Below are 17,692 nucleotides of genomic sequence, written 5' to 3'. Positions count from 1 at the left end.
TTTAAACATAAACGATATAACATGAAAAAAATACTCGCTTTAAGCCTATTAAGTTTAACTGCACTAGGACAGTCGAAGCCATTGGTTTCGCATATGTTCACCGCAGATCCATCTGCCCACCTATTTCAGGGCCAAATTTACATTTATCCTTCACACGACATCGATGCCGGAGTAAAGGAAGATGATTTAGGGAGTCACTTTGCGATGAATGATTACCATGTATTATCTCAAAAGACTCCTGCAAGTCCGGTGGTAGACCACGGTGTCGCTTTAAAGCTGGAAGATGTGGCTTGGGCATCCAAGATGCTTTGGGCTCCAGATGCAGCTGAATCGAAAGGAAATTATTATTTGTATTTTCCTGCCAAAGATAAGGAGGGGGTTTTCCGTATTGGAGTAGCTTCTTCCTCAAAGCCAGAGGGCCCATTTAAAGCAGAGAAAGAGTATATGAAAGGTTCGTTCAGTATCGATCCTTGTGTGTTTAAAGATAAAGACGGTACGTCTTATCTGTATTTTGGCGGAATCTGGGGAGGTCAATTACAACGCTGGAAGTCGGGTACTTATGGTGCTACAGATGAGTCGCAACCAGCCAATGGTCAGCCTGCTTTGATGGCCAAAGTAGCTCGTTTAGATGCGAATATGAAGCAGATGGCTGAGGCGCCACGTAATGTGCAGATTTTGGATGAGCAAGGCAAGATTTTATTGTCAGAAGATCACGATCGCCGTTTCTTCGAAGCTGCTTTCGTCCATCAATACCAGGGGAAATACTATTTCTCTTATTCTACTGGCGATACGCATAACATCGCTTATGCCACAGGAACTAGTCCTTATGGACCATTTACCTACCAAGGGGTTATCTTAAAGCCGGTGAAAGGCTGGACGAACCACCACTCGATCGTAGAACAAAATGGCAAATGGTATTTATATTACCATGACGTAGAAATCTCAGGTAAGACTCACTTAAGAAATATCAAAGTGACTGAGTTGAAATACCGACCAGATGGTAGTATTGAGACGATAGATGCATATAAATAAAAAAAGGGGCGCTTCACATTGTGAGGCGCCCCTTTTGCAAGCATATATATTAAGCTAGTATATTCTTAGCATACGCCACGCATTTCTTCACTTCTTCTACTGCTGTAGATCCTGCCGGAACTTCGTATTCTAGTTCAACTGTCGCAGGGAATTTATACTTATTTTTCTTCATTAACCTCAACAACTCTTTCAAAGGAGTGTCGCCAGTACCCCAAGCTAGGTTTCCAGCGCCATGTTCTTTCGATGTGCGGTCTTTAATGTGCATGCTGGATATGCGGTCGTGTTTCGCTTCGATAAAGGCAATCAACGAAGCAGTCGTGTGGGGAGCTCCTACGGCGATGTAGTGACCTGCATCTAGGTTGATGGAATTGTATTTGTTTTGGGCCAAAGCCTCATCATATACGGTATCTTTCACCTGTGTATGGGTATGGTAACCAAAGTAAATCTTATGTTTCTCTCCCAAAGCACCCAAACGTTGTGTTTGAGCAGCAGAAGGTAATTCTAAGGTAACCGATTTAGCGCCTAATACTTTGGCTGCGCGTAAAGCGGACTCTACCTCGGCATCTGAGTTTTTCTCGCCAAAGGCATTCGGCTTGTAGGCGTATACGGAGATGCCCGCGTCATCAAGCATCTTGCGCACTTCCTTGAATTTATCCATGGAAACAGATTCGCGCCAAGCTGCCACGTCTTTTTGGTATTGTGCTAGTGCAGCCTTTTGTTCGTCGGTTAAGGTAGGGCGGGGCTGACCTGGTGTCCAACGCATCGGAACCGGATTTGCCGGACGACCTGCGTAATCTTCCACAGCATCTCCCATTAATTCAATGGCTGAAACGCCTGATTCTACACAGTATTGTATGATTTGTTTGATGTCTCCCGGCATGCCGCGGAAAGAATACGTTATCGCGCCTATTTGAACGCCACCAAAAACGGAGTTTGGTTTCGCGAAACTAAAGGACGAATTTGATGCCCATAAAAGGCCTAAAGAGGCGAGTGAGCCCGCCGCCAAAAACTGACGACGTGAAGGGTTGTTGTTATTTTTCATATTATAATAGGTTTCTGGTTACATTTTACGAATATATCTTTTAAATCATATCCTTGTGGTCAAATTTTGCGACGAAATCCCGTTTATTTCCGTTGCGGGATTTTGATTTCATTTTGGGGTTCAAATGAATTGATCACGGATACTTGATCGCCTTTCAGCGTAATCGTCCAATGGTGAGGACTTTCGAAATACAATAAGGTGATCTCCAACGTCTCCGAATCCACCCAGCGATACGATCCAACGTAATCAAATGGGGCTTTTTTCGCTAAATCGACTCTAGCTGCTCTCAGCATGTAAGGGCCCACTAGGTTAGACTTTCCCGTAGCCCAGGAACCTTGTGCCAGTTTAAATTCGTGCTGTGTGGAATCTTTGGTTGTAATGGTTAACGTCCCTTTTGAATCGACCTTAAACTGGCGAAAATCCAGTGGGTTAGTTCCTAATAAATAGCTTTTCGTAGGCAAAGCCGCTTGTAGGCTAGAAACTGGTGCTTTAATTTGTCTGCTAGCATTAAACGCGGCAAGCGCCTTTAATCCTGCAGGGTTAGCAGGTAAAGCTTTGGCTTGAAACGCTGGCAATAGGTTTTTCCAAACCTGGTTCAAATCATCCGGTAAATCCTGAGATTCTGACGTGATAATAAGCACTGCATCTTGCTCTGGCATCATCAAAATATACTGTCCATACGCTCCATCGCCTCTGAATGCCCCATTTCTAGAGCGCCAAAATTGGTAGCCATAGCCCTGCAACCAATCCGCATATTGCCCGTTGGCCTTTTTGTCTGCGCTCGCATCCGGTTCTTGGTCGATGTGCTTGCGAGTCGCTTCTTCCACCCAGGCTGCTGGCAAAATCTGCTTGCCTTCGAATTTTCCTTTGTTAAGATACAATAAACCGAGTTTAGCCATATCTTCTGTCTTCACACGGATGCCCCAGCCACCTACATTGATGCCTTTTTGGTCTGATTCCCAGTCGATACCGCTGATGTGCAATGGATCTAAAAGGCGTGGTTTTAAATAGTCCAACGTCGTCATTCCTGCCACTTTTTGGATAATCGCAGACAACATATAGGTGGCTAAAGTATTGTATAAAAACTTAGTGCCGGGTTTATGCGCGATAGGGTAGTTCAAAAATCCACGCACCCAATCGGGTGAAAAGACAATCACACTACGTAGAGGCTCTTTTTCGTGACCAGCAGCCATGGTTAAGAGGTCTTGTATGCGTAGGTCGGCTAGGAAGGGCTTGTCTTTCAAATCAGCATGTTCTGGGAAAAAAGAAAGGACTTTATCTTGTACCGTAAGTCGCTTTTCGGCCACGGCAAAACCGATGGCGGTGGAGGTCCAGCTTTTGGAAACACTGTACATGCTGTGTTTTTTATCTGCAGCAAAGGGCTTCCACCAAGCCTCTGAAATCACTTTTCCGTGGCGTATCAGCATATACGAATGCAATTCGTGTTTGTCTGCGGAATAGCCCTCGATGAATTTGATGATGGCTTCGGAAGACACGCCTTCTGCTTCTGGCGTGCTGTGTGGTAGAGATTGGGCAAGGATAGTAAAACTACACAGGAACAAGAGTCCGGAGAGGAATGAGGCTTTTTTCATCGAATAGGTTTATTTTTGTTAAAAATAGGAAATATTCTTGGATAATTGCCTCGCTAAAATTTCGGACGTTTCGGTCTCCCTTGGAGCTAAACCCGTCGTCTCATCGATCTCTTTTCAGATTTTATCTGGCCAAAAAACGGCCATCGTAGGACCGATGGGATCCGGGAAGACCTCTTTGGCAAAAGCCTTAGCCGGACGATTGTTTAGAACGGGCGAGGTCTTTTTTTCTTCGCGAAATCCAGAAAAAAGAGCCTATGTAATGCTCGTCGAACAGCAACATCAGTTCAAGAATCGCAGTAACCTCTCTGAATTTTATTTACAACAGCGTTTTAATTCTTCCGATTGCGAGGATGCCTATACGGTGGAGGAGGAATTAGCTGGATTGGCATTAGGGGATTGGGTCTCGGTTTTTGAATTAGAAAGCCTATTGAAGCGCCCCTTAATTCAATTGTCCAATGGTGAGAATAAGCGCCTTCAAATCGTAAAATCGCTGGCTTACCAGCCGGATTGGTTGATTTTGGACAATCCCTATGTGGGTCTAGATGTAAAGGGTCGGGAAATTCTCACCAAAGGATTGTTATCGCTGGACTCGAAAGGCATACAATTCATACTCGTTTCCTCGCCAGGCGATGTGCCTGATTTCATTAATCAGGTGATTGAATTGCCATTAACACAAGATGCCCCAGCGAAACCTGAACCTTTTCTGAGAGCTTTAGAAGCTTTCGAGGTGGCGGTAAAAATGGAAAAGGTGCAGATCAAATACGGATTGAAAACCATTTTGAGCGATTTCAACTGGAAAGTGAATAGGGGAGAGCGCTGGGCGATTAAAGGTCCGAACGGGGCAGGGAAGTCTACTTTGATTAGTTTAATTACGGCGGATAATCCGCAGGCATATTCACAGGATATTACGCTGTTTGATCGAAAAAGAGGGACAGGGGAGAGTATTTGGGATATTAAACGTAAAATCGGGTATTTGAGTCCGGAGTTGCATTTGTATTTTAAGGAGGGCGGTTCTTGCTTTTCGGTAGTGGCCTCTGGTTTGTTTGATACGCTTGGGTTGTTTAAGCGTTTAACCGAGGAGCAATCGGATCAAGTGAATCATTGGATGCAAGTAATGGGCATCGCTCATTTGAAAGAGAGATCCTTCTTGCAGATTTCGGGTGGAGAGCAGCGTATGGTGTTGATCACGCGTGCTTTGGTCAAGAATCCAGAACTCTTGATACTCGACGAGCCATGTCAAGGACTAGATCGTGTTCAAACAGAGCACCTGAAGTCAGTAATAGATTATTTAGCGGAAAATTCAGACATGACCTTGCTGTACGTCAGTCACTATGACCGCGATATTCCGTCTTGCGTGAATCAGGTGTTGGAATTAAAACGGTTCTGAGATGGATTTGCTTGGATTTGAGAACCATTTAGGGCCATCCGCCGTCATATAGGCACAATCCTCTAAACGTACGCCAAATTCCCCGGGAATCGCAATCGTCGGTTCAATACTGAAACACATGCCTATTTCTAGTGGCGCCTTGTTCCCTTTTACCATATTACCCCATTCGTGCCCACTCATTCCGATTCCGTGACCAGTCCGGTGTGGTAGACCAGGTAATTTATAATCAGGGCCAAAACCTGCGTCAATCAATACTTTACGCGCAGCAAAATCTACGTTTTCAGCCGGTGCTCCTAATTTAGCCGCCTCGAAACCCGCTTGTTGCGCCTTTTTCTCTAGATCCCAGATCTGTTTTTGTTTCGCGCTAGGTTCCCCAAAAACAACGGTCCTTGTTATATCAGACTCATATCCTCCCACGCTACATCCGCAATCTAACATCACGACATCGCCTGATTTCAAAATCTGTTTTCTCGAACTTCCATGTGGAAACGAAGTCGCCACCCCAAAAGTAACCGATGCAAAACCGTGCATCGCACCTTGCTCTGCGTGAGCTTGAGCGATCTTCTGGGAGATTTGGCGAGGTGTACAACCAATTGATAAAGCCGCAATTCCGGCCTGGATAGCCTTAACGGTCGCATCGTTCGCTTTTTGCATCAAGGCAATTTCTGTCGCCGATTTAATGATTCGACATGGAATGGTGATGGGATCTGCACTCACGAATTGAAAGCTAGCATCTGATTTGCGCAATCCATCGAAGATGAAGAAACGACAGAATTCATCGATACCTATTTGGCCCTTCTGAATACCCATTTTCCTTAAGCTAGCAGTAGTTAAGGCAAAAGGATTCTCATCTTCCTCCCAGGTATGCACTTTCGTACCCGCTGGAGTCATTTCAAGAAACCGATCTTCCTCAAAAGCTGGGCAGATAAAAAATGGATCACCTTTCACCGGAATAATGGCTAGCATCGAACGCTCGGATGGATGCCAGCTGATGCCCGTGAAATAATTCATATTAATCCCTGCGTCTAAAATGATAGCCTGAATTTGCTTCTCCGCCATTAATTTCTGCGCTTTAGTTACGCGCATCTTGCGTTCTTCCGCACTGATGGGGGTAAATTCGATAGGCGCAAAAGCCGATGAGGAGGATTTTAAAGAAAGGGTAGATGCCAAAAGGCCTCCCTTGATGAAGTTTCTACGTTGCATAGCTAAATTTAAAATAAAACATTTACAATAGAAATTCTCCCGGGATGAATTAACTTTAAATTCAGAATTTACCTATGCGGCTACTTTTTATTCGTTTCTCGGCCATTGGCGACATCGTTTTAGCTTCTCCAGCCTTGCGTTGTGCAAAGCAGCAGATTCCCGGTGTGGAGATTCATTTCTTGACGAAGAAGTCGATGAAAGCCGTTTCAGAGGCGAATCCTTATGTGGATCAGTTCCATTATTTCGATAAAGATCTTTCGGCCACCATCCAAGAATTAAAGGCCTACAAATTCGATTACATCATTGATTTGCACAAGAATCTGCGCAGTTTGCGGATTCGTTTGGCTTTAGGCGTTCCCTATTTATCGTATAATAAGCTCAGTGTGGAGAAGTTTTTGTTGACTAAATTCCACCTGAATAAAATGGCCGATCGCCACATTTCCTTGCGCAGCGTGGATACCTTAGCACCATTAGGGGTTGTCTACGATGGAAAAGGTTTGGATTATTTTGTGCCATCTGAGGTTAAGGAGCCTACTTTTTTCCCAGAAGGCTATGTAGCTTTAGTCATTGGTGCTTCGTATGCTACGAAGAAATTACCTTTGGATTCATTACGGGCGTTGTGTGCACAGATTCCGCATCCGATTGTATTAATAGGAGGCAAGGAGGAGAAGGAAGATGGTGATACCTTAGCTTTAGGGGACCCATCGCGTATTGTAAATACTTGTGGCACATATTCTCTACATGAATCTGCTTTGATGGTTGCCAAAGCCCGTGTCGTCATCTCGCACGATACCGGTATGTTATACATTGCATGTGCCTTTGAGAAGAACGTAATCGCGATCTGGGGAGCTACTTCTCCCGCTTTGCAGGTGGAGCCTTTGATGCCGGTGGATTCGAAAGCGCAGGTTTTCCAATCCATTGTTCCTGATTTAAGTTGTCAGCCTTGTTCAAATTTTGGAACAAAGATCTGTCCTAAAGGCCATTTTGCTTGTATGAAAAAGCAGGATTTGCCGGAGATTGTAAGGCAGGTGGATAAAATGTGGTAATGCTACGTGTATTTCAATCGTTTCAACCGTCCCTGGTAACTTTGGTAATAGTTTTTCTGAGCACTTTCTTCTAGAAAAGAGCGTCGAATCAACGTTTCAATAGCTGCAGAATTCTCAAGCATTTGGGAAAGAATTCGTTCTACCATTTTTTCAGGGATATTCGCCATTTTTCCCAAGTGTATAAACTGATTGATTAATTTTCCCTGGTATTGCGCCTTCGGATATAAGCCACCTAGTAAGGCAAAATCGCTATCTGCGATATGTAATTGAGAATTCAATAAATCATAGGCCGGGCTCAGAATGTAATCGCCATCCACTGTTTCTAGTAGGGAGAAATTCTTTAAATGGGCATCTCCATTCGAAAACAGGTAATTAAACAAGATGATTTTAAATAGTTTAGGAGCCTCGGTGGCATAGGCAGGCACATATTGCTGCATGATTTGGAACAATTCGAGGTAATTTCCTTCGTATTTGTAATTCGCCCCGTGTGTTTGAGGTGTTCTGTTTGCCAAAACCGCAAAGTCCTCTTTCCCTCGTTTTAGTCCAGCTTCATCCCGATCAAATCGTTTCGTCAAATAGGCCATTTCCCCATTTTGGAAGAAAACAATCCCATTCTCTGCCGTATCTATTTGAAAAACCTGTTTAGCTATCTGCATCGTCAAATGCTCGTTTGCAGGCATCAGATGCTTGTTTTTACCCAAAGCGGGAACCGGCTTTAATAGGTAATGTCCATTTTCACCTGGTTTGGCTAAACGCAATTTATTTTTCTCTAATACCATCGAATACTTCTCTTGCGAGCCAGAAATGGACATAATGGTCCTATTTTCAAAGAAAATCGAAGAATTAGCTGGTGAATTGTAGGCTAATAGGTGATGGACCTTATGGTTCGAGAAAAGTCGTTGAATGGCGGAACGACTGTAGGACGCATTCCCCTCTGCAAGCGTACAAGGACAATAGGTAAGTTGCGTCTGCATTTATGGAATCGACTGTTGTACGGTGATTGCTCCACTAGTATCAAATTGAGCGGTATTTAGTAATATGCCAAAAAGATTAGCCGGATCAATTTTCTTGAATTTGCACACCGCCTGTTTGTTCGCTCCCTCTGGTAATAAATGGAAAAAAGGAGGGAATAGGTGAGGGGAGCTGAACTCCACTTTTGACTTGGGCATTGTCAGACTAATGGCAGGTTTACTTTTGTCTTCTAGCCAAGTTTCAACATACCGAAAATGAAAACTTCCGTTATCTAACTGGCTTAAAATTCCGGCTGGCTCGTCCTTAAAAAGTATGGTGGTCGACCTCATTGTCTGCGTTCATTTTTTTGATTTCCAAACGTATTTCTAATCCTAAAACATCGGCTAATTTTTGAATGGTTTCTAAGGTTGGATTTCCTTTTCGGCTCTCAAATTGTTTAACCGTTCTTAGGCTAACACCAGATAGCAATGCAAGGGTTTCTTGGTTCACTTGGAGCGTGATTCTACGCTTTTTGAGCGTTTCTATGATATCTTGTTGGTGCATTATAATACTCTTTTGTGTGTAATTTTTGGTTTTTACTGCCTCGTTCGGATTATTTTGTGCAATATAGTGCACTATTTTATGTAATTAATCAATTTTGATAGATAATTCTTTTTTAGCGTTTAATTAGTACTTTTAGAGAGAGAATTCTTCTATTGAAGATTTCCAAAAATTGCTAAATCAAAGAAAAATAGACTAGCTATGACAACCAATTCATTCTTAACTCTTTTTGTGTTTTTACTCCTAAGTTCATTAACTACTAAAGCTCAAAAAATCTTTTCTGTCGATTACGAAAATCAAGCTGATGTTAAGGTTTTTGTAGTCAACTACGAGAGTCAAGCGGACTTAAAAGTATTTAAAGTCAAATACGAAAATCAGGTTGGTAATAATAATGGCAAGTGGTTTTTTACCAACTATGCAAGTCAAGCTAAGAAGAAGATTTATTTCGTTCGATACGAAAGTCAAGCTGATTTGAAAGTGTATTTTGTTGATTATGAAAATCAGGCTGGATGGAGAAATCCATCGAAACAGCATTTATTATACTAGATAAAATGTCTAGTTATATTGTTCAACAGGCAAAGGTGTCCTGAATTACTCTAGAAACTGTTTAAAACAAAAAAGCCCGACATTACTGTCGAGCTTCTTGAGCCTCCTATCGGGATCGAACCAATGACCTACTGATTACAAATCAGTTGCTCTACCAGCTGAGCTAAGGAGGCGCATTTCGGTTTACAAAAGTAGTGTTATTCTCCTAAATCGCAAAACCGAGTGTGAAAAAAATTAACTTTTTTTCAGTTTTTCTAATTCTTTTTCAGCGGCCTCAATTTTCTTTTCTACCTCCGCACGCAGTTTATCGCTGTTTTTAGACTTCGCAAAGAATTCTAAGTTATTGGTTAACACGGCGATATCATTTTCCAAGGCTTGGATTTTCTTGCGCGCATCTGGGGAAGCCGATTTTTTATCTTCTCCTCCTGCATTTGCTTCCGAAGCCAATGATTTTAATTCAAAACCCCATGCAGCCAGTTGCTCTTTCGGTTGTGTGCGTGCTAAATCGATCAAAGCATTCCACGTCGTGCGGAAACTTTCTTGGATCGCTTTCACATTGTTACGAGGTACGAAGCCGATGGCATCCCAAGCTGCTTTCTTTTCGCCTAAGGTAGCTAATAGGCTAGGGTCCTTAAGCATGGCCTCCATCTCCTTCAATATCGCTTGCTTCGCTTCTAAATTGCCTTCGAATTCCACATCCTTCGCATTCTTGCCCTTTTCACGAGTTAAATTGAAGTAGGCGTCACACGCAGCCTTGAATTTCGCGTAGATTGAATCTTTTTGTTTCTCCGGTACGTGACCGATCTCTTTCCACTTTTTCTGTGTTTCGATAACCATTTGGGTCACTTCAGGAGTGATGGTGCCTGTTTCTACGATACCGTTCACCTGGTCGATCAATAATTGCTTCGCAGCTAAGTTAGCCTTGCGCTCTGCGTCGATTTTCGAGAAGAATTCGCTCTTGTGTTTGAAGAAGGTTTTTAAGTCAGACCAAAAGTTGTGACTCACTTCTTTTCCTCCATCACGTGGCAATCCACCTTTCAAGTTATTCCATTGCTCTTGTAGCGCTAATACCGCTTTGGAAGCTTGGTTCCATTCGCTGATGTTCGCGGCAGTGAAACTAGCATAATGCTTCATTAAGTCGCCGATCTCGCGTTTTACTTTCAGGTTTTCTTCGAAAACGTGCTTTTGGGCATCTTGAACAGCTCTTTTTTGTTCAAAAAGTACATCCAATGATTTCTTCACGCGCGTCCAAAGTGACTCATTATCGTCTCTGTTCGCTGGTCCAATGTGCTTGTACTCCTCAAAAAGCTCTTCCGCCTCTTTTAATAACTTCTGTAAAGCTCCGCCTTTTGAAATCTCTGCTGCTAAAGCTTCTAGTTTAGTGGCAATACCTTCTTTGGCCTGTAAATTCTTCTTGCGATCTAATTCTAATAGTTCGAAGAAAATGCTTCTATTGCTGTAGAAACGGTCCACTAAGGCATGATAACTCTGCCAAAGCGTCTGATTCATCGGCCCCTGCACACTGCCTAACCCTTTCCACTCTTCTTGAATTTTCTTGAAGGCTTTAAAACTCGCATTCACGTGCGCCGGATCCGAATTATCATCCGAGTCTACTAAAGTTCTTAATTCATTAATTAAACGCGTTTTTCCTTCGAGTGCCTTCTCTCTTAATTTCTCCAAATTAGAGAAGAATGCCCCTCTTTCCGTACGGATAAAGGCTGAAATGGCGTCGATTTGTTGCGAGATTTCATCCCCTTTGAAAGAGAATCCTTCTTCAGAATCTTCGTTAGTAGACTTAAATGCAGCTAAAGCCTCAGCGCGTTCGCCTTGCTTGATCGCTTCCCAAGCGGTTCTCACTTCCTTGGTTAATTCGTCTACTTTTTTGAAGTTCGCCGATGAGGCGCTTGCTTGAAGAATGGCTTTCAATTGCTCATAGAAGGCAAGAATGCTTTCTTTTGTTGCTTTTGAAAGGTCTAAAACCGGAAATTCTACGGCCTTTTCTTCCACTACAGGAAAAACTAATTCTTCTGCTGGATTGCTCTCTTCGGTGATCATAATCGTCGTTGTTTGCGTTTTAACTTAAAAGTTTTTCAAAAATACGCTCCATCGATACAGCATAACCAATTTTCTCTTTTAGGTCTGCTATAGAAATGCGCTCTTGGGTCATCGTGTTGCGATCGCGAACGGTCACGGTGTTGTCTTCCATGGTTTGGTAATCTACCACCACACAATACGGTGTTCCAATTAAATCTTGACGGGTATAACGCTTGCCTATGGCGCCACCATCGTCATATGTTGTATTGAAGGCAAATTTAATGCTGTTTGTTATCTCTTGTGCTTTCTCTGCTAAACCATCCTTCTTCACTAAAGGAAGAACGGCTACTTTCACCGGAGCTAAAGCCGGGTGGAAATTTAAGAAAACGCGTTGTTTTTCTTGCTCTCCTTCGCCCACCGTCTCTTCTGTATAGGCATTGCAAAGAATCGCCAAGAATAAACGATCAGCCCCTACGGACGTTTCTACTACATAAGGTATGTAATTTTCGTTTATTTCTGGGTCAAAATACTGTTGTTTTTTTCTCGATAAATCCTGGTGCGCCTTCAAGTCGAAATCCGTTCTCGAGTGGATTCCTTCCATTTCTTTAAAGCCAAACGGGAATTTATACTCAATATCCACCGCCGCATTTGCGTAGTGCGCTAGTTTATCGTGATCATGAAATTTCAAGGAAGTAGCCGGAATTCCTAAGGCTAAGTGGAACTTCATACGTGTTTCTTTCCACTTCGCATACCATTCCATTTCCGTGCCAGGGCGAACGAAGAATTGCATCTCCATTTGTTCGAATTCCCGCATACGGAAGATGAAATTACGTGCAACGATCTCGTTACGGAAAGCTTTTCCGATTTGGGCAATGCCAAAAGGAACCTTCATTCGGCCCGTCTTCTGTACGTTCAAGAAGTTCACAAAGATTCCTTGAGCCGTCTCTGGACGTAAATAAATTAAACTTGCATCCTCTGAAACCGCGCCTACCTGAGTAGAGAACATCAAATTAAATTGACGAACCTCGGTCCAATTAGCCGTGTTCGAAACCGGACACTTAATATTTTCATCGATAATGATTTGGCGAACTCCCTCTAAATCCCCTGCATCTAAGCATTTCGCCATCTTTTGTAATAAAGCCTTCGCCTCTGCCTCTTTTCCTTCGTCCTCTAATTGTGCCGCTCTTTCTTCTAATAAAGTATCAGCACGGTAACGTTTTTTAGAATCCTTGTTATCAATCATCGGATCGTTAAACGAATCCACGTGACCAGAAGCCTTCCAAGTCAATGGGTGCATAAAAATGGAAGCATCAAGGCCTACTACGTTGTCATTCAACATCGTCATCGCCTTATACCAAACCGTTTTTAAGTTATTCTTTAACTCGACACCGTTTTGACCGTAATCATATACCGCTTGCAAACCATCATAAATCTCCGAAGAAGGAAATACGAAACCATATTCTTTCGCGTGTGAAATAATATCCTTCAATGCCGAGGCGGTATCCTGTTTTTTATTTTCCATTAAATCAATTTTTTTCAATCGTATTAGATTGCAATTTACCGAAAAGAATCAAAGAATGAGGCTTGCAACGTGTTTTTTCTTAATTTTGCTTCGATTAACAAGGTAAAAACCAAGATATTGATGAAAAACGTTTCCTTCGCCTTAATTCAGCTATCCTGCAGCACAACTGTTTCAGAAAACTGGCAAAAAACGATTAGCTCGATTCGCGACGCCGCCTCTAAGGGCGCCCAAGTGATTTGCTTGCAAGAATTGTTCAAGTCGGTCTATTTCTGTTACGAAGAAAAGCAGGATTTCTTTGCTTTGGCAGAGGCGATCCCGGGACCATCGACGGATGAATTAGGTGCTTTGGCAGCCGAATTAAACGTGGTTATCGTCGCCTCTCTTTTCGAAAAGCGTGCGGCAGGTCTTTACCATAACACCACAGCGGTCATTGATGCGGACGGGAAATACCTAGGTAAGTACCGTAAAATGCACATTCCAGACGATCCAGGCTATTACGAGAAGTATTATTTCACGCCAGGCGATCTAGGATATCAGGTTTTTGAGACGAAGTTTGCCAAAATAGGCGTACTCATCTGCTGGGATCAATGGTATCCTGAGGCAGCTCGTTTAACGGCTTTGCAAGGAGCAGAGGTGTTAGTCTATCCAACGGCTATCGGTTGGGATTTAGAGGAGAAAGACGGTGAAATCAACCGCGAACAATACCAAGCATGGCAAACGATCCAACGCTCACATTCGGTCGCTAACGGCGTTCCAGTCGTTTCCGTGAATCGCGTAGGAACCGAAAATGGCCAACAATTTTGGGGAGGTAGTTTTGTCTCTAACGCCTTCGGTCGTGTGATCTTCCAAGCCTCTCACGATCAAGAAGAAATTGCTTTAGTAGAGGTAGACGTTGATTCAAGCGAATATTACCGTAGAACCTGGCCTTTCTTTAGAGATCGCAGGATTGATTCGTATGGTGGGATTACGGAGCGGTTTATTGACTAAAATCAAAGCACAAAGAATAAAGCACAAAGAATAAAGTTTGCATCGCCTGCGGCGATAATTACATGAAGTGTTTATATTTCTATAACATAAAAAGAGCGGCATTTGCCGCTCTTTTTATTCCATCTTTATTCTTTATGCTTTGTGCTCTATTCTTTAAAAAAGCTTCGCTTTTTAAAAGTTGCTTCGCAACTTTTAATGTGCTTCCAGCCAATTCTCACCCACACCAATTCCAGTCTCCATCGCGACGCCTAAATCCATGGCTTCGCACATGATCTTATTGATTTGGGTTTTTAGGTAGTCGACTTCGTCTTTGTGTGCGTCGAACACAAGTTCATCATGCACGGTTAAGATCATTTTCGATTTCAGGTTTTCTCTTTCGAGGAAATCCTGGATTTGAATCATCGCCACTTTAATCATATCGGCTGCTGAACCCTGGATAGGGGCGTTGATGGCATTGCGTTCTGCAAAACCACGCTCGTTCATATTAGCAGATAAAATATCGCGTAGGTAGCGGCGGCGACCCAAAACGGTTTCGACGTAGCCATTTTCGCGGGCGTCGGCGATGCTTTGGTCCATAAAGGTCTTCACCTTAGGGAATTCAACGAAGTATTGATCGATGATTTCCTTTGCTTCCGTGCGTGAAATGGCTAATTGAGCCGCTAGTCCAAAGGCCGAAACGCCGTAAATAATCCCAAAGTTCACCGTCTTCGCCTTGCGACGCATGTCAGATGTAACTTCTTCTAAAGGGACATGGAATACTTTAGCAGCAGTCGCTTTGTGTACATCAAGTCCGTTATTGAACGCATCAAGCATCGATTCGTCCTTGGAGAAGGCAGCCATGATGCGCAATTCGATTTGGGAATAATCGGCAGATAAAATCAAGTAGTTTTCATCGCGTGGGATGAAGGCCTTGCGGATCTCACGACCACGTACGGTACGGATTGGGATGTTTTGTAAGTTCGGATCCTTCGAAGACAGACGACCTGTAGCGGTGACTGCTTGCATGAAGGACGTGTGTATGCGGCCTGTTTTAGGCGAAATTAGGGCCGGTAGGGCATCCACGTAAGTTGATTTCAATTTCTGTAATTCGCGGAAGTCGAGAATTAAAGAGGCGATTTCGTGTTCCGCTTCTAGTTTAGATAAGACCTCTTCACCAGTCATGTATTGACCAGTTTTAGTCTTTTTCGCTTTAGGATCTAGCTTCAGTTTTTCAAACAAAATCTCGCCTAATTGCTTAGGGGAGGCGATGTTGAATTCTTGGCCAGCTGTGGCAAATATCTTCTCTTGTACGGCTTTGGAATCTGCTTCTAACGTCTTCGACATCTCTTGTAAGAAAGGTACGTCAAGGTTCACGCCTTCGCATTCGATAGTGGACAAAACGCGGGCTAACGGCATTTCTACCTCGTGAAGTAACTGAACGGCTTTCGGGTTTGTCGTTAATTGTTTGTCCAGGAATGGCTTTAATTGTAGGGTTATGTCCGCATCTTCAGCCGCATATTCCTTGATCAAGTTTAGCTCCACCTCGCGCATATTGCCTTGTTTGGCGCCTTTTTTGCCAATCAAGTTTTCGATGGACATGGGCTCGTAGCTTAAATAGGCAAGGGCCAAAGCGTCCATTCCGTGGCGTTTCTCCGGTTCGATTAAGTAATGTGCGAGCATAGTGTCGTAAGTGGCACCTTTGATTTCGATGCCATAGTTGCGCAAGACGCTCATGTCGTACTTAATGTTTTGGGCAATTTTGATGGTAGATTCTTTGGCAAAAATACCCTTGAATAAATCTGCCTGCGCCTGGCAAGCCGCCGGATCTTCTGGGAACGGCACATAAAAGGCCTCGCCCTTGCGGTAAGAGAAGGACATCCCCACTAATGCGGCTTCGATGGCCACCAAACTCGTTGTCTCCGTATCAAAACAGAAGGAATCCTGGCGATCCAAGAAGCTAATCAATGACTTAATCGCGTTCTCGCCTTGCACTAAATGGTATTGGTGCGCGGTATTACTGAGATTTGAATAGCTGGTTGTGCTAACCTCTTCTTCCTCCTCGGTATCAAGAGTTGTAGCGGAGGAAGGAGCAGGTGATCCAAACATATCCATCTGGTTCGCATCCACTTTAGGCGAGGCTTTCACCTTTGCCACAACTGGTTCGTCCTCTCCCAAAATTCGCTTACGCAACGTTCTGAATTCTAATTCTTCTAACAAAGGCTCTAACAGCGCGCGGTTAGGCGGCGTTGCTTTTAATTTTTCCTCTTCATATTCGACAGGCACTTCGAGCATAATACGGGCCAAATGCTTTGACAAAATCCCTTGCTCGCGGAAATTGATCAAGTTTTCTTGCAATTTGCCTTTCAATTGATCGGTGTTATCTAGTAAGTTTTCTAAAGAGCCAAACTGCTCGATGAGCTTTTGTGCCGTCTTTTCACCCACACCCGGAATACCCGGAATGTTATCCACCGCATCGCCCATCAAACCCAGCATATCGATCACTTGGTCGACATTGGCGATGTTCCAACGTTGGCAAACCTCCTTTGGCCCTAAAACCTCTACACCTTTGCCCATAAAGGCAGGTTTGTACATCTTAATTCGCTCCTCCACTAATTGCCCGTAATCCTTATCTGGGGTCATCATATAAACTTCAATATCCGGATTCGCCCGCACCGCTTTCTTCGCAATGGTTCCTATCACGTCATCCGCCTCGTAGCCATCTAAAATCAACATGGGAATATCCATCGCCTCGACTAAACGCTTTACATAGGGAATCGCAATCGTAATATCCTCCGGCTGTTCCTGGCGCTGCGCCTTGTAGGGAGTGTATTCGATATGACGAAAGGTCGGTTTAGGTGTGTCAAAAGCAACCCCTAAATAGTCTGGTTTTTCCTTGTTAATAACCTCTAGGATCGTATTTGCAAAGCCAAAAACGGCGGAAGTATTAATTCCCTTCGAAGAGATTCGAGGTGTTTTAGCAAAAGCAAAATGCGCGCGATAAATCAAAGCCATCGCGTCAAAAAGGAATAATTTTTTCATGTAATTCAGCTATATTTGGGGATAGAGATTGCCTTTGTAAAGATAACAAATATCATCGACTTATGAACTTAGCTGACCTGCGCCTAAACTACCAAAAAGGAGAATTACACGAACAACATGTACATCCCGATCCTTTTGCTCAATTTGCAACTTGGTTTAAAGAAGCCCAATCTGCAGAGGTTCCTGAGCCTAACGCCATGTTTTTAAGCACTCTAAGTGCCACAGGTCGTCCATCGGGTCGCATCGTTTTACTGAAAACGGTCGATCATGGATTTAGCTTTTTCACCAATTATGAATCCCGCAAAGGCCAAGAATTAGCCTTCACTTCGCAAGCTTCGATTACCTTTTTTTGGGGCGAGTTAGAACGCCAAATCCGCATCGAAGGCCACGTCGAAAAACTCTCCGTCGAATTATCCACCGCGTATTTCCATTCTCGTCCGCGCGAATCTCAATTAGGCGCTTGGGTATCGGAGCAAAGTGCCCGTGTAGATTCCCGTGAAGTTTTAGAAAAACGCTATGCTGAATTAGCGGCTGAATACGAAGGCAAAACGATTCCTAAACCAGATCATTGGGGCGGATACCGCCTAGTTCCAGATTATTTTGAATTTTGGCAAGGTAGACCCTCTCGTTTGCACGACCGTGTGGTGTATGATGCTCGGGAAAATGGGGAATGGGAGTGTTATCGGGTAGCGCCTTAAAAGCGGCTCTAGCCGCTTTTAGAGAGTATAGATAGTAGAGTATAGATAGTAGATTAAAGAGCATAGATAGGTG

Annotated in this window: 15 protein-coding genes and 1 tRNA gene; 6 read left to right on the top strand and 10 right to left on the bottom strand. The window is 43.5% G+C overall.

Annotation, left to right across the window (positions count from 1 at the left end; all coding sequences use genetic code 11):
* Positions 1–21 precede the first annotated feature (21 nt).
* Entirely contained in the window at positions 22–1,032 is a 1,011-nt protein-coding gene (locus tag SKC35_RS05045) for a glycoside hydrolase family 43 protein (protein WP_377978338.1), read from the top strand.
* Between the two features lie 49 nt (positions 1,033–1,081).
* Here SKC35_RS05045 and SKC35_RS05040 read toward each other — a convergent pair whose 3' ends face one another.
* The gene (locus SKC35_RS05040; RefSeq protein WP_377978337.1) at positions 1,082–2,074 is read right to left on the bottom strand and encodes a sugar phosphate isomerase/epimerase family protein; all 993 of its coding nucleotides are present in this window, start codon (positions 2,072–2,074) and stop codon (positions 1,082–1,084) included.
* A gap of 83 nt (positions 2,075–2,157) precedes the next feature.
* A complete protein-coding gene (locus tag SKC35_RS05035) occupies positions 2,158–3,666 on the bottom strand; it encodes a serine hydrolase domain-containing protein (protein WP_377978336.1) in 1,509 nt (502 codons plus the stop codon).
* A 37-nt stretch (positions 3,667–3,703) separates the two neighbouring features.
* Here SKC35_RS05035 and SKC35_RS05030 point away from each other — a divergent pair, with 37 nt between their 5' ends.
* A complete protein-coding gene (locus SKC35_RS05030; RefSeq protein WP_377978335.1) occupies positions 3,704–5,053 on the top strand; it encodes an ATP-binding cassette domain-containing protein in 1,350 nt (449 codons plus the stop codon).
* Here SKC35_RS05030 and SKC35_RS05025 read toward each other — a convergent pair.
* On the bottom strand, positions 5,039–6,256 hold the full coding sequence (locus SKC35_RS05025) for a M24 family metallopeptidase (protein ID WP_377978334.1): 1,218 nt from the start codon (positions 6,254–6,256) through the stop codon (positions 5,039–5,041). The two genes, SKC35_RS05030 and SKC35_RS05025, sit on opposite strands and share 15 nt — an antisense overlap.
* Positions 6,257–6,330: 74 nt before the next feature.
* Here SKC35_RS05025 and SKC35_RS05020 point away from each other — a divergent pair, with 74 nt between their 5' ends.
* Positions 6,331–7,302: a glycosyltransferase family 9 protein gene (locus tag SKC35_RS05020; protein WP_377978333.1), complete on the top strand. Its 972-nt coding sequence runs from the start codon at positions 6,331–6,333 to the stop codon at positions 7,300–7,302.
* Positions 7,303–7,304: 2 nt separating this feature from the next.
* Here the strand turns inward: SKC35_RS05020 and SKC35_RS05015 are convergent, their stop codons facing one another.
* From SKC35_RS05015 to SKC35_RS05005, 3 genes are read right to left on the bottom strand one after another with little or no spacing between them, the layout of a single operon-like run.
* Positions 7,305–8,276 carry a type II toxin-antitoxin system HipA family toxin gene (locus tag SKC35_RS05015; RefSeq protein ID WP_377978332.1) on the bottom strand — a complete coding sequence of 324 codons (972 nt, stop codon included), beginning with the start codon at positions 8,274–8,276 and terminating at the stop codon, positions 7,305–7,307.
* Positions 8,277–8,603 carry a HipA N-terminal domain-containing protein gene (locus SKC35_RS05010; protein WP_377978331.1) on the bottom strand — a complete coding sequence of 109 codons (327 nt, stop codon included), beginning with the start codon at positions 8,601–8,603 and terminating at the stop codon, positions 8,277–8,279. It lies immediately after the preceding gene.
* Positions 8,578–8,817 (bottom strand): helix-turn-helix domain-containing protein, encoded by a 240-nt coding sequence (locus SKC35_RS05005; protein WP_377978330.1) that lies wholly within the window; start codon positions 8,815–8,817, stop codon positions 8,578–8,580. The genes SKC35_RS05010 and SKC35_RS05005 overlap by 26 nt, the downstream gene beginning before the upstream one ends.
* A gap of 198 nt (positions 8,818–9,015) precedes the next feature.
* Between SKC35_RS05005 and SKC35_RS05000 the strand changes: the two genes are divergently transcribed.
* Positions 9,016–9,360: a 7(1) septoil knot domain-containing protein gene (locus tag SKC35_RS05000; RefSeq protein ID WP_377978329.1), complete on the top strand. Its 345-nt coding sequence runs from the start codon at positions 9,016–9,018 to the stop codon at positions 9,358–9,360.
* 100 nt (positions 9,361–9,460) lie between these two features.
* Here the strand turns inward: SKC35_RS05000 and SKC35_RS04995 are convergent.
* From SKC35_RS04995 to SKC35_RS04985, 3 genes are all read right to left on the bottom strand, one after another.
* Positions 9,461–9,533, bottom strand: a tRNA-Thr gene (locus SKC35_RS04995).
* 61 nt (positions 9,534–9,594) lie between these two features.
* Positions 9,595–11,415 (bottom strand): DUF349 domain-containing protein, encoded by a 1,821-nt coding sequence (locus SKC35_RS04990; protein WP_377978328.1) that lies wholly within the window; start codon positions 11,413–11,415, stop codon positions 9,595–9,597.
* Between the two features lie 19 nt (positions 11,416–11,434).
* Positions 11,435–12,916: a glycine--tRNA ligase gene (locus SKC35_RS04985; protein ID WP_377978327.1), complete on the bottom strand. Its 1,482-nt coding sequence runs from the start codon at positions 12,914–12,916 to the stop codon at positions 11,435–11,437.
* A gap of 120 nt (positions 12,917–13,036) precedes the next feature.
* On the opposite strand from SKC35_RS04985, the gene SKC35_RS04980 reads away from it, so the two are divergent.
* A complete protein-coding gene (locus SKC35_RS04980) occupies positions 13,037–13,903 on the top strand; it encodes a carbon-nitrogen hydrolase (RefSeq protein ID WP_201738107.1) in 867 nt (288 codons plus the stop codon).
* Positions 13,904–14,095: 192 nt separating this feature from the next.
* On the opposite strand, the gene polA is transcribed toward SKC35_RS04980, so the two are convergent.
* The gene (polA, locus tag SKC35_RS04975; RefSeq protein ID WP_377978326.1) at positions 14,096–16,921 is read right to left on the bottom strand and encodes a DNA polymerase I; all 2,826 of its coding nucleotides are present in this window, start codon (positions 16,919–16,921) and stop codon (positions 14,096–14,098) included.
* A gap of 62 nt (positions 16,922–16,983) precedes the next feature.
* Between polA and pdxH the strand changes: the two genes are divergently transcribed.
* Positions 16,984–17,619 (top strand): pyridoxamine 5'-phosphate oxidase, encoded by a 636-nt coding sequence (gene pdxH, locus SKC35_RS04970; protein ID WP_377978325.1) that lies wholly within the window; start codon positions 16,984–16,986, stop codon positions 17,617–17,619.
* Positions 17,620–17,692: the final 73 nt, after the last annotated feature.

It is taken from the genome of Aquirufa originis (assembly GCF_042714495.1).
GTDB classification, from domain to species: Bacteria; Bacteroidota; Bacteroidia; order Cytophagales; family Spirosomataceae; genus Aquirufa; species Aquirufa originis.
The sequence above is the reverse complement of the archived record's forward strand: the minus strand, read 5'-3'. Positions and strand labels throughout refer to the sequence as shown.

Excerpts from the sequence above, each read along its gene's own strand:
- SKC35_RS05045 (WP_377978338.1), top strand. The coding sequence starts at position 22 with ATGAAAAAAATACTCGCTTTAAGCCTATTAAGTTTAACTGCACTAGGA.
- SKC35_RS05040 (WP_377978337.1), bottom strand. The coding sequence starts at position 2,074 with ATGAAAAATAACAACAACCCTTCACGTCGTCAGTTTTTGGCGGCGGGC.
- SKC35_RS05035 (WP_377978336.1), bottom strand. The coding sequence starts at position 3,666 with ATGAAAAAAGCCTCATTCCTCTCCGGACTCTTGTTCCTGTGTAGTTTT.
- SKC35_RS05025 (WP_377978334.1), bottom strand. The coding sequence starts at position 6,256 with ATGCAACGTAGAAACTTCATCAAGGGAGGCCTTTTGGCATCTACCCTT.
- SKC35_RS05020 (WP_377978333.1), top strand. The coding sequence starts at position 6,331 with ATGCGGCTACTTTTTATTCGTTTCTCGGCCATTGGCGACATCGTTTTA.
- SKC35_RS05015 (WP_377978332.1), bottom strand. The coding sequence starts at position 8,276 with ATGCAGACGCAACTTACCTATTGTCCTTGTACGCTTGCAGAGGGGAAT.
- SKC35_RS05010 (WP_377978331.1), bottom strand. The coding sequence starts at position 8,603 with ATGAGGTCGACCACCATACTTTTTAAGGACGAGCCAGCCGGAATTTTA.
- SKC35_RS05005 (WP_377978330.1), bottom strand. The coding sequence starts at position 8,817 with ATGCACCAACAAGATATCATAGAAACGCTCAAAAAGCGTAGAATCACG.
- SKC35_RS05000 (WP_377978329.1), top strand. The coding sequence starts at position 9,016 with ATGACAACCAATTCATTCTTAACTCTTTTTGTGTTTTTACTCCTAAGT.
- SKC35_RS04990 (WP_377978328.1), bottom strand. The coding sequence starts at position 11,415 with ATGATCACCGAAGAGAGCAATCCAGCAGAAGAATTAGTTTTTCCTGTA.
- SKC35_RS04985 (WP_377978327.1), bottom strand. The coding sequence starts at position 12,916 with ATGGAAAATAAAAAACAGGATACCGCCTCGGCATTGAAGGATATTATT.
- SKC35_RS04980 (WP_201738107.1), top strand. The coding sequence starts at position 13,037 with ATGAAAAACGTTTCCTTCGCCTTAATTCAGCTATCCTGCAGCACAACT.
- polA (WP_377978326.1), bottom strand. The coding sequence starts at position 16,921 with ATGAAAAAATTATTCCTTTTTGACGCGATGGCTTTGATTTATCGCGCG.
- pdxH (WP_377978325.1), top strand. The coding sequence starts at position 16,984 with ATGAACTTAGCTGACCTGCGCCTAAACTACCAAAAAGGAGAATTACAC.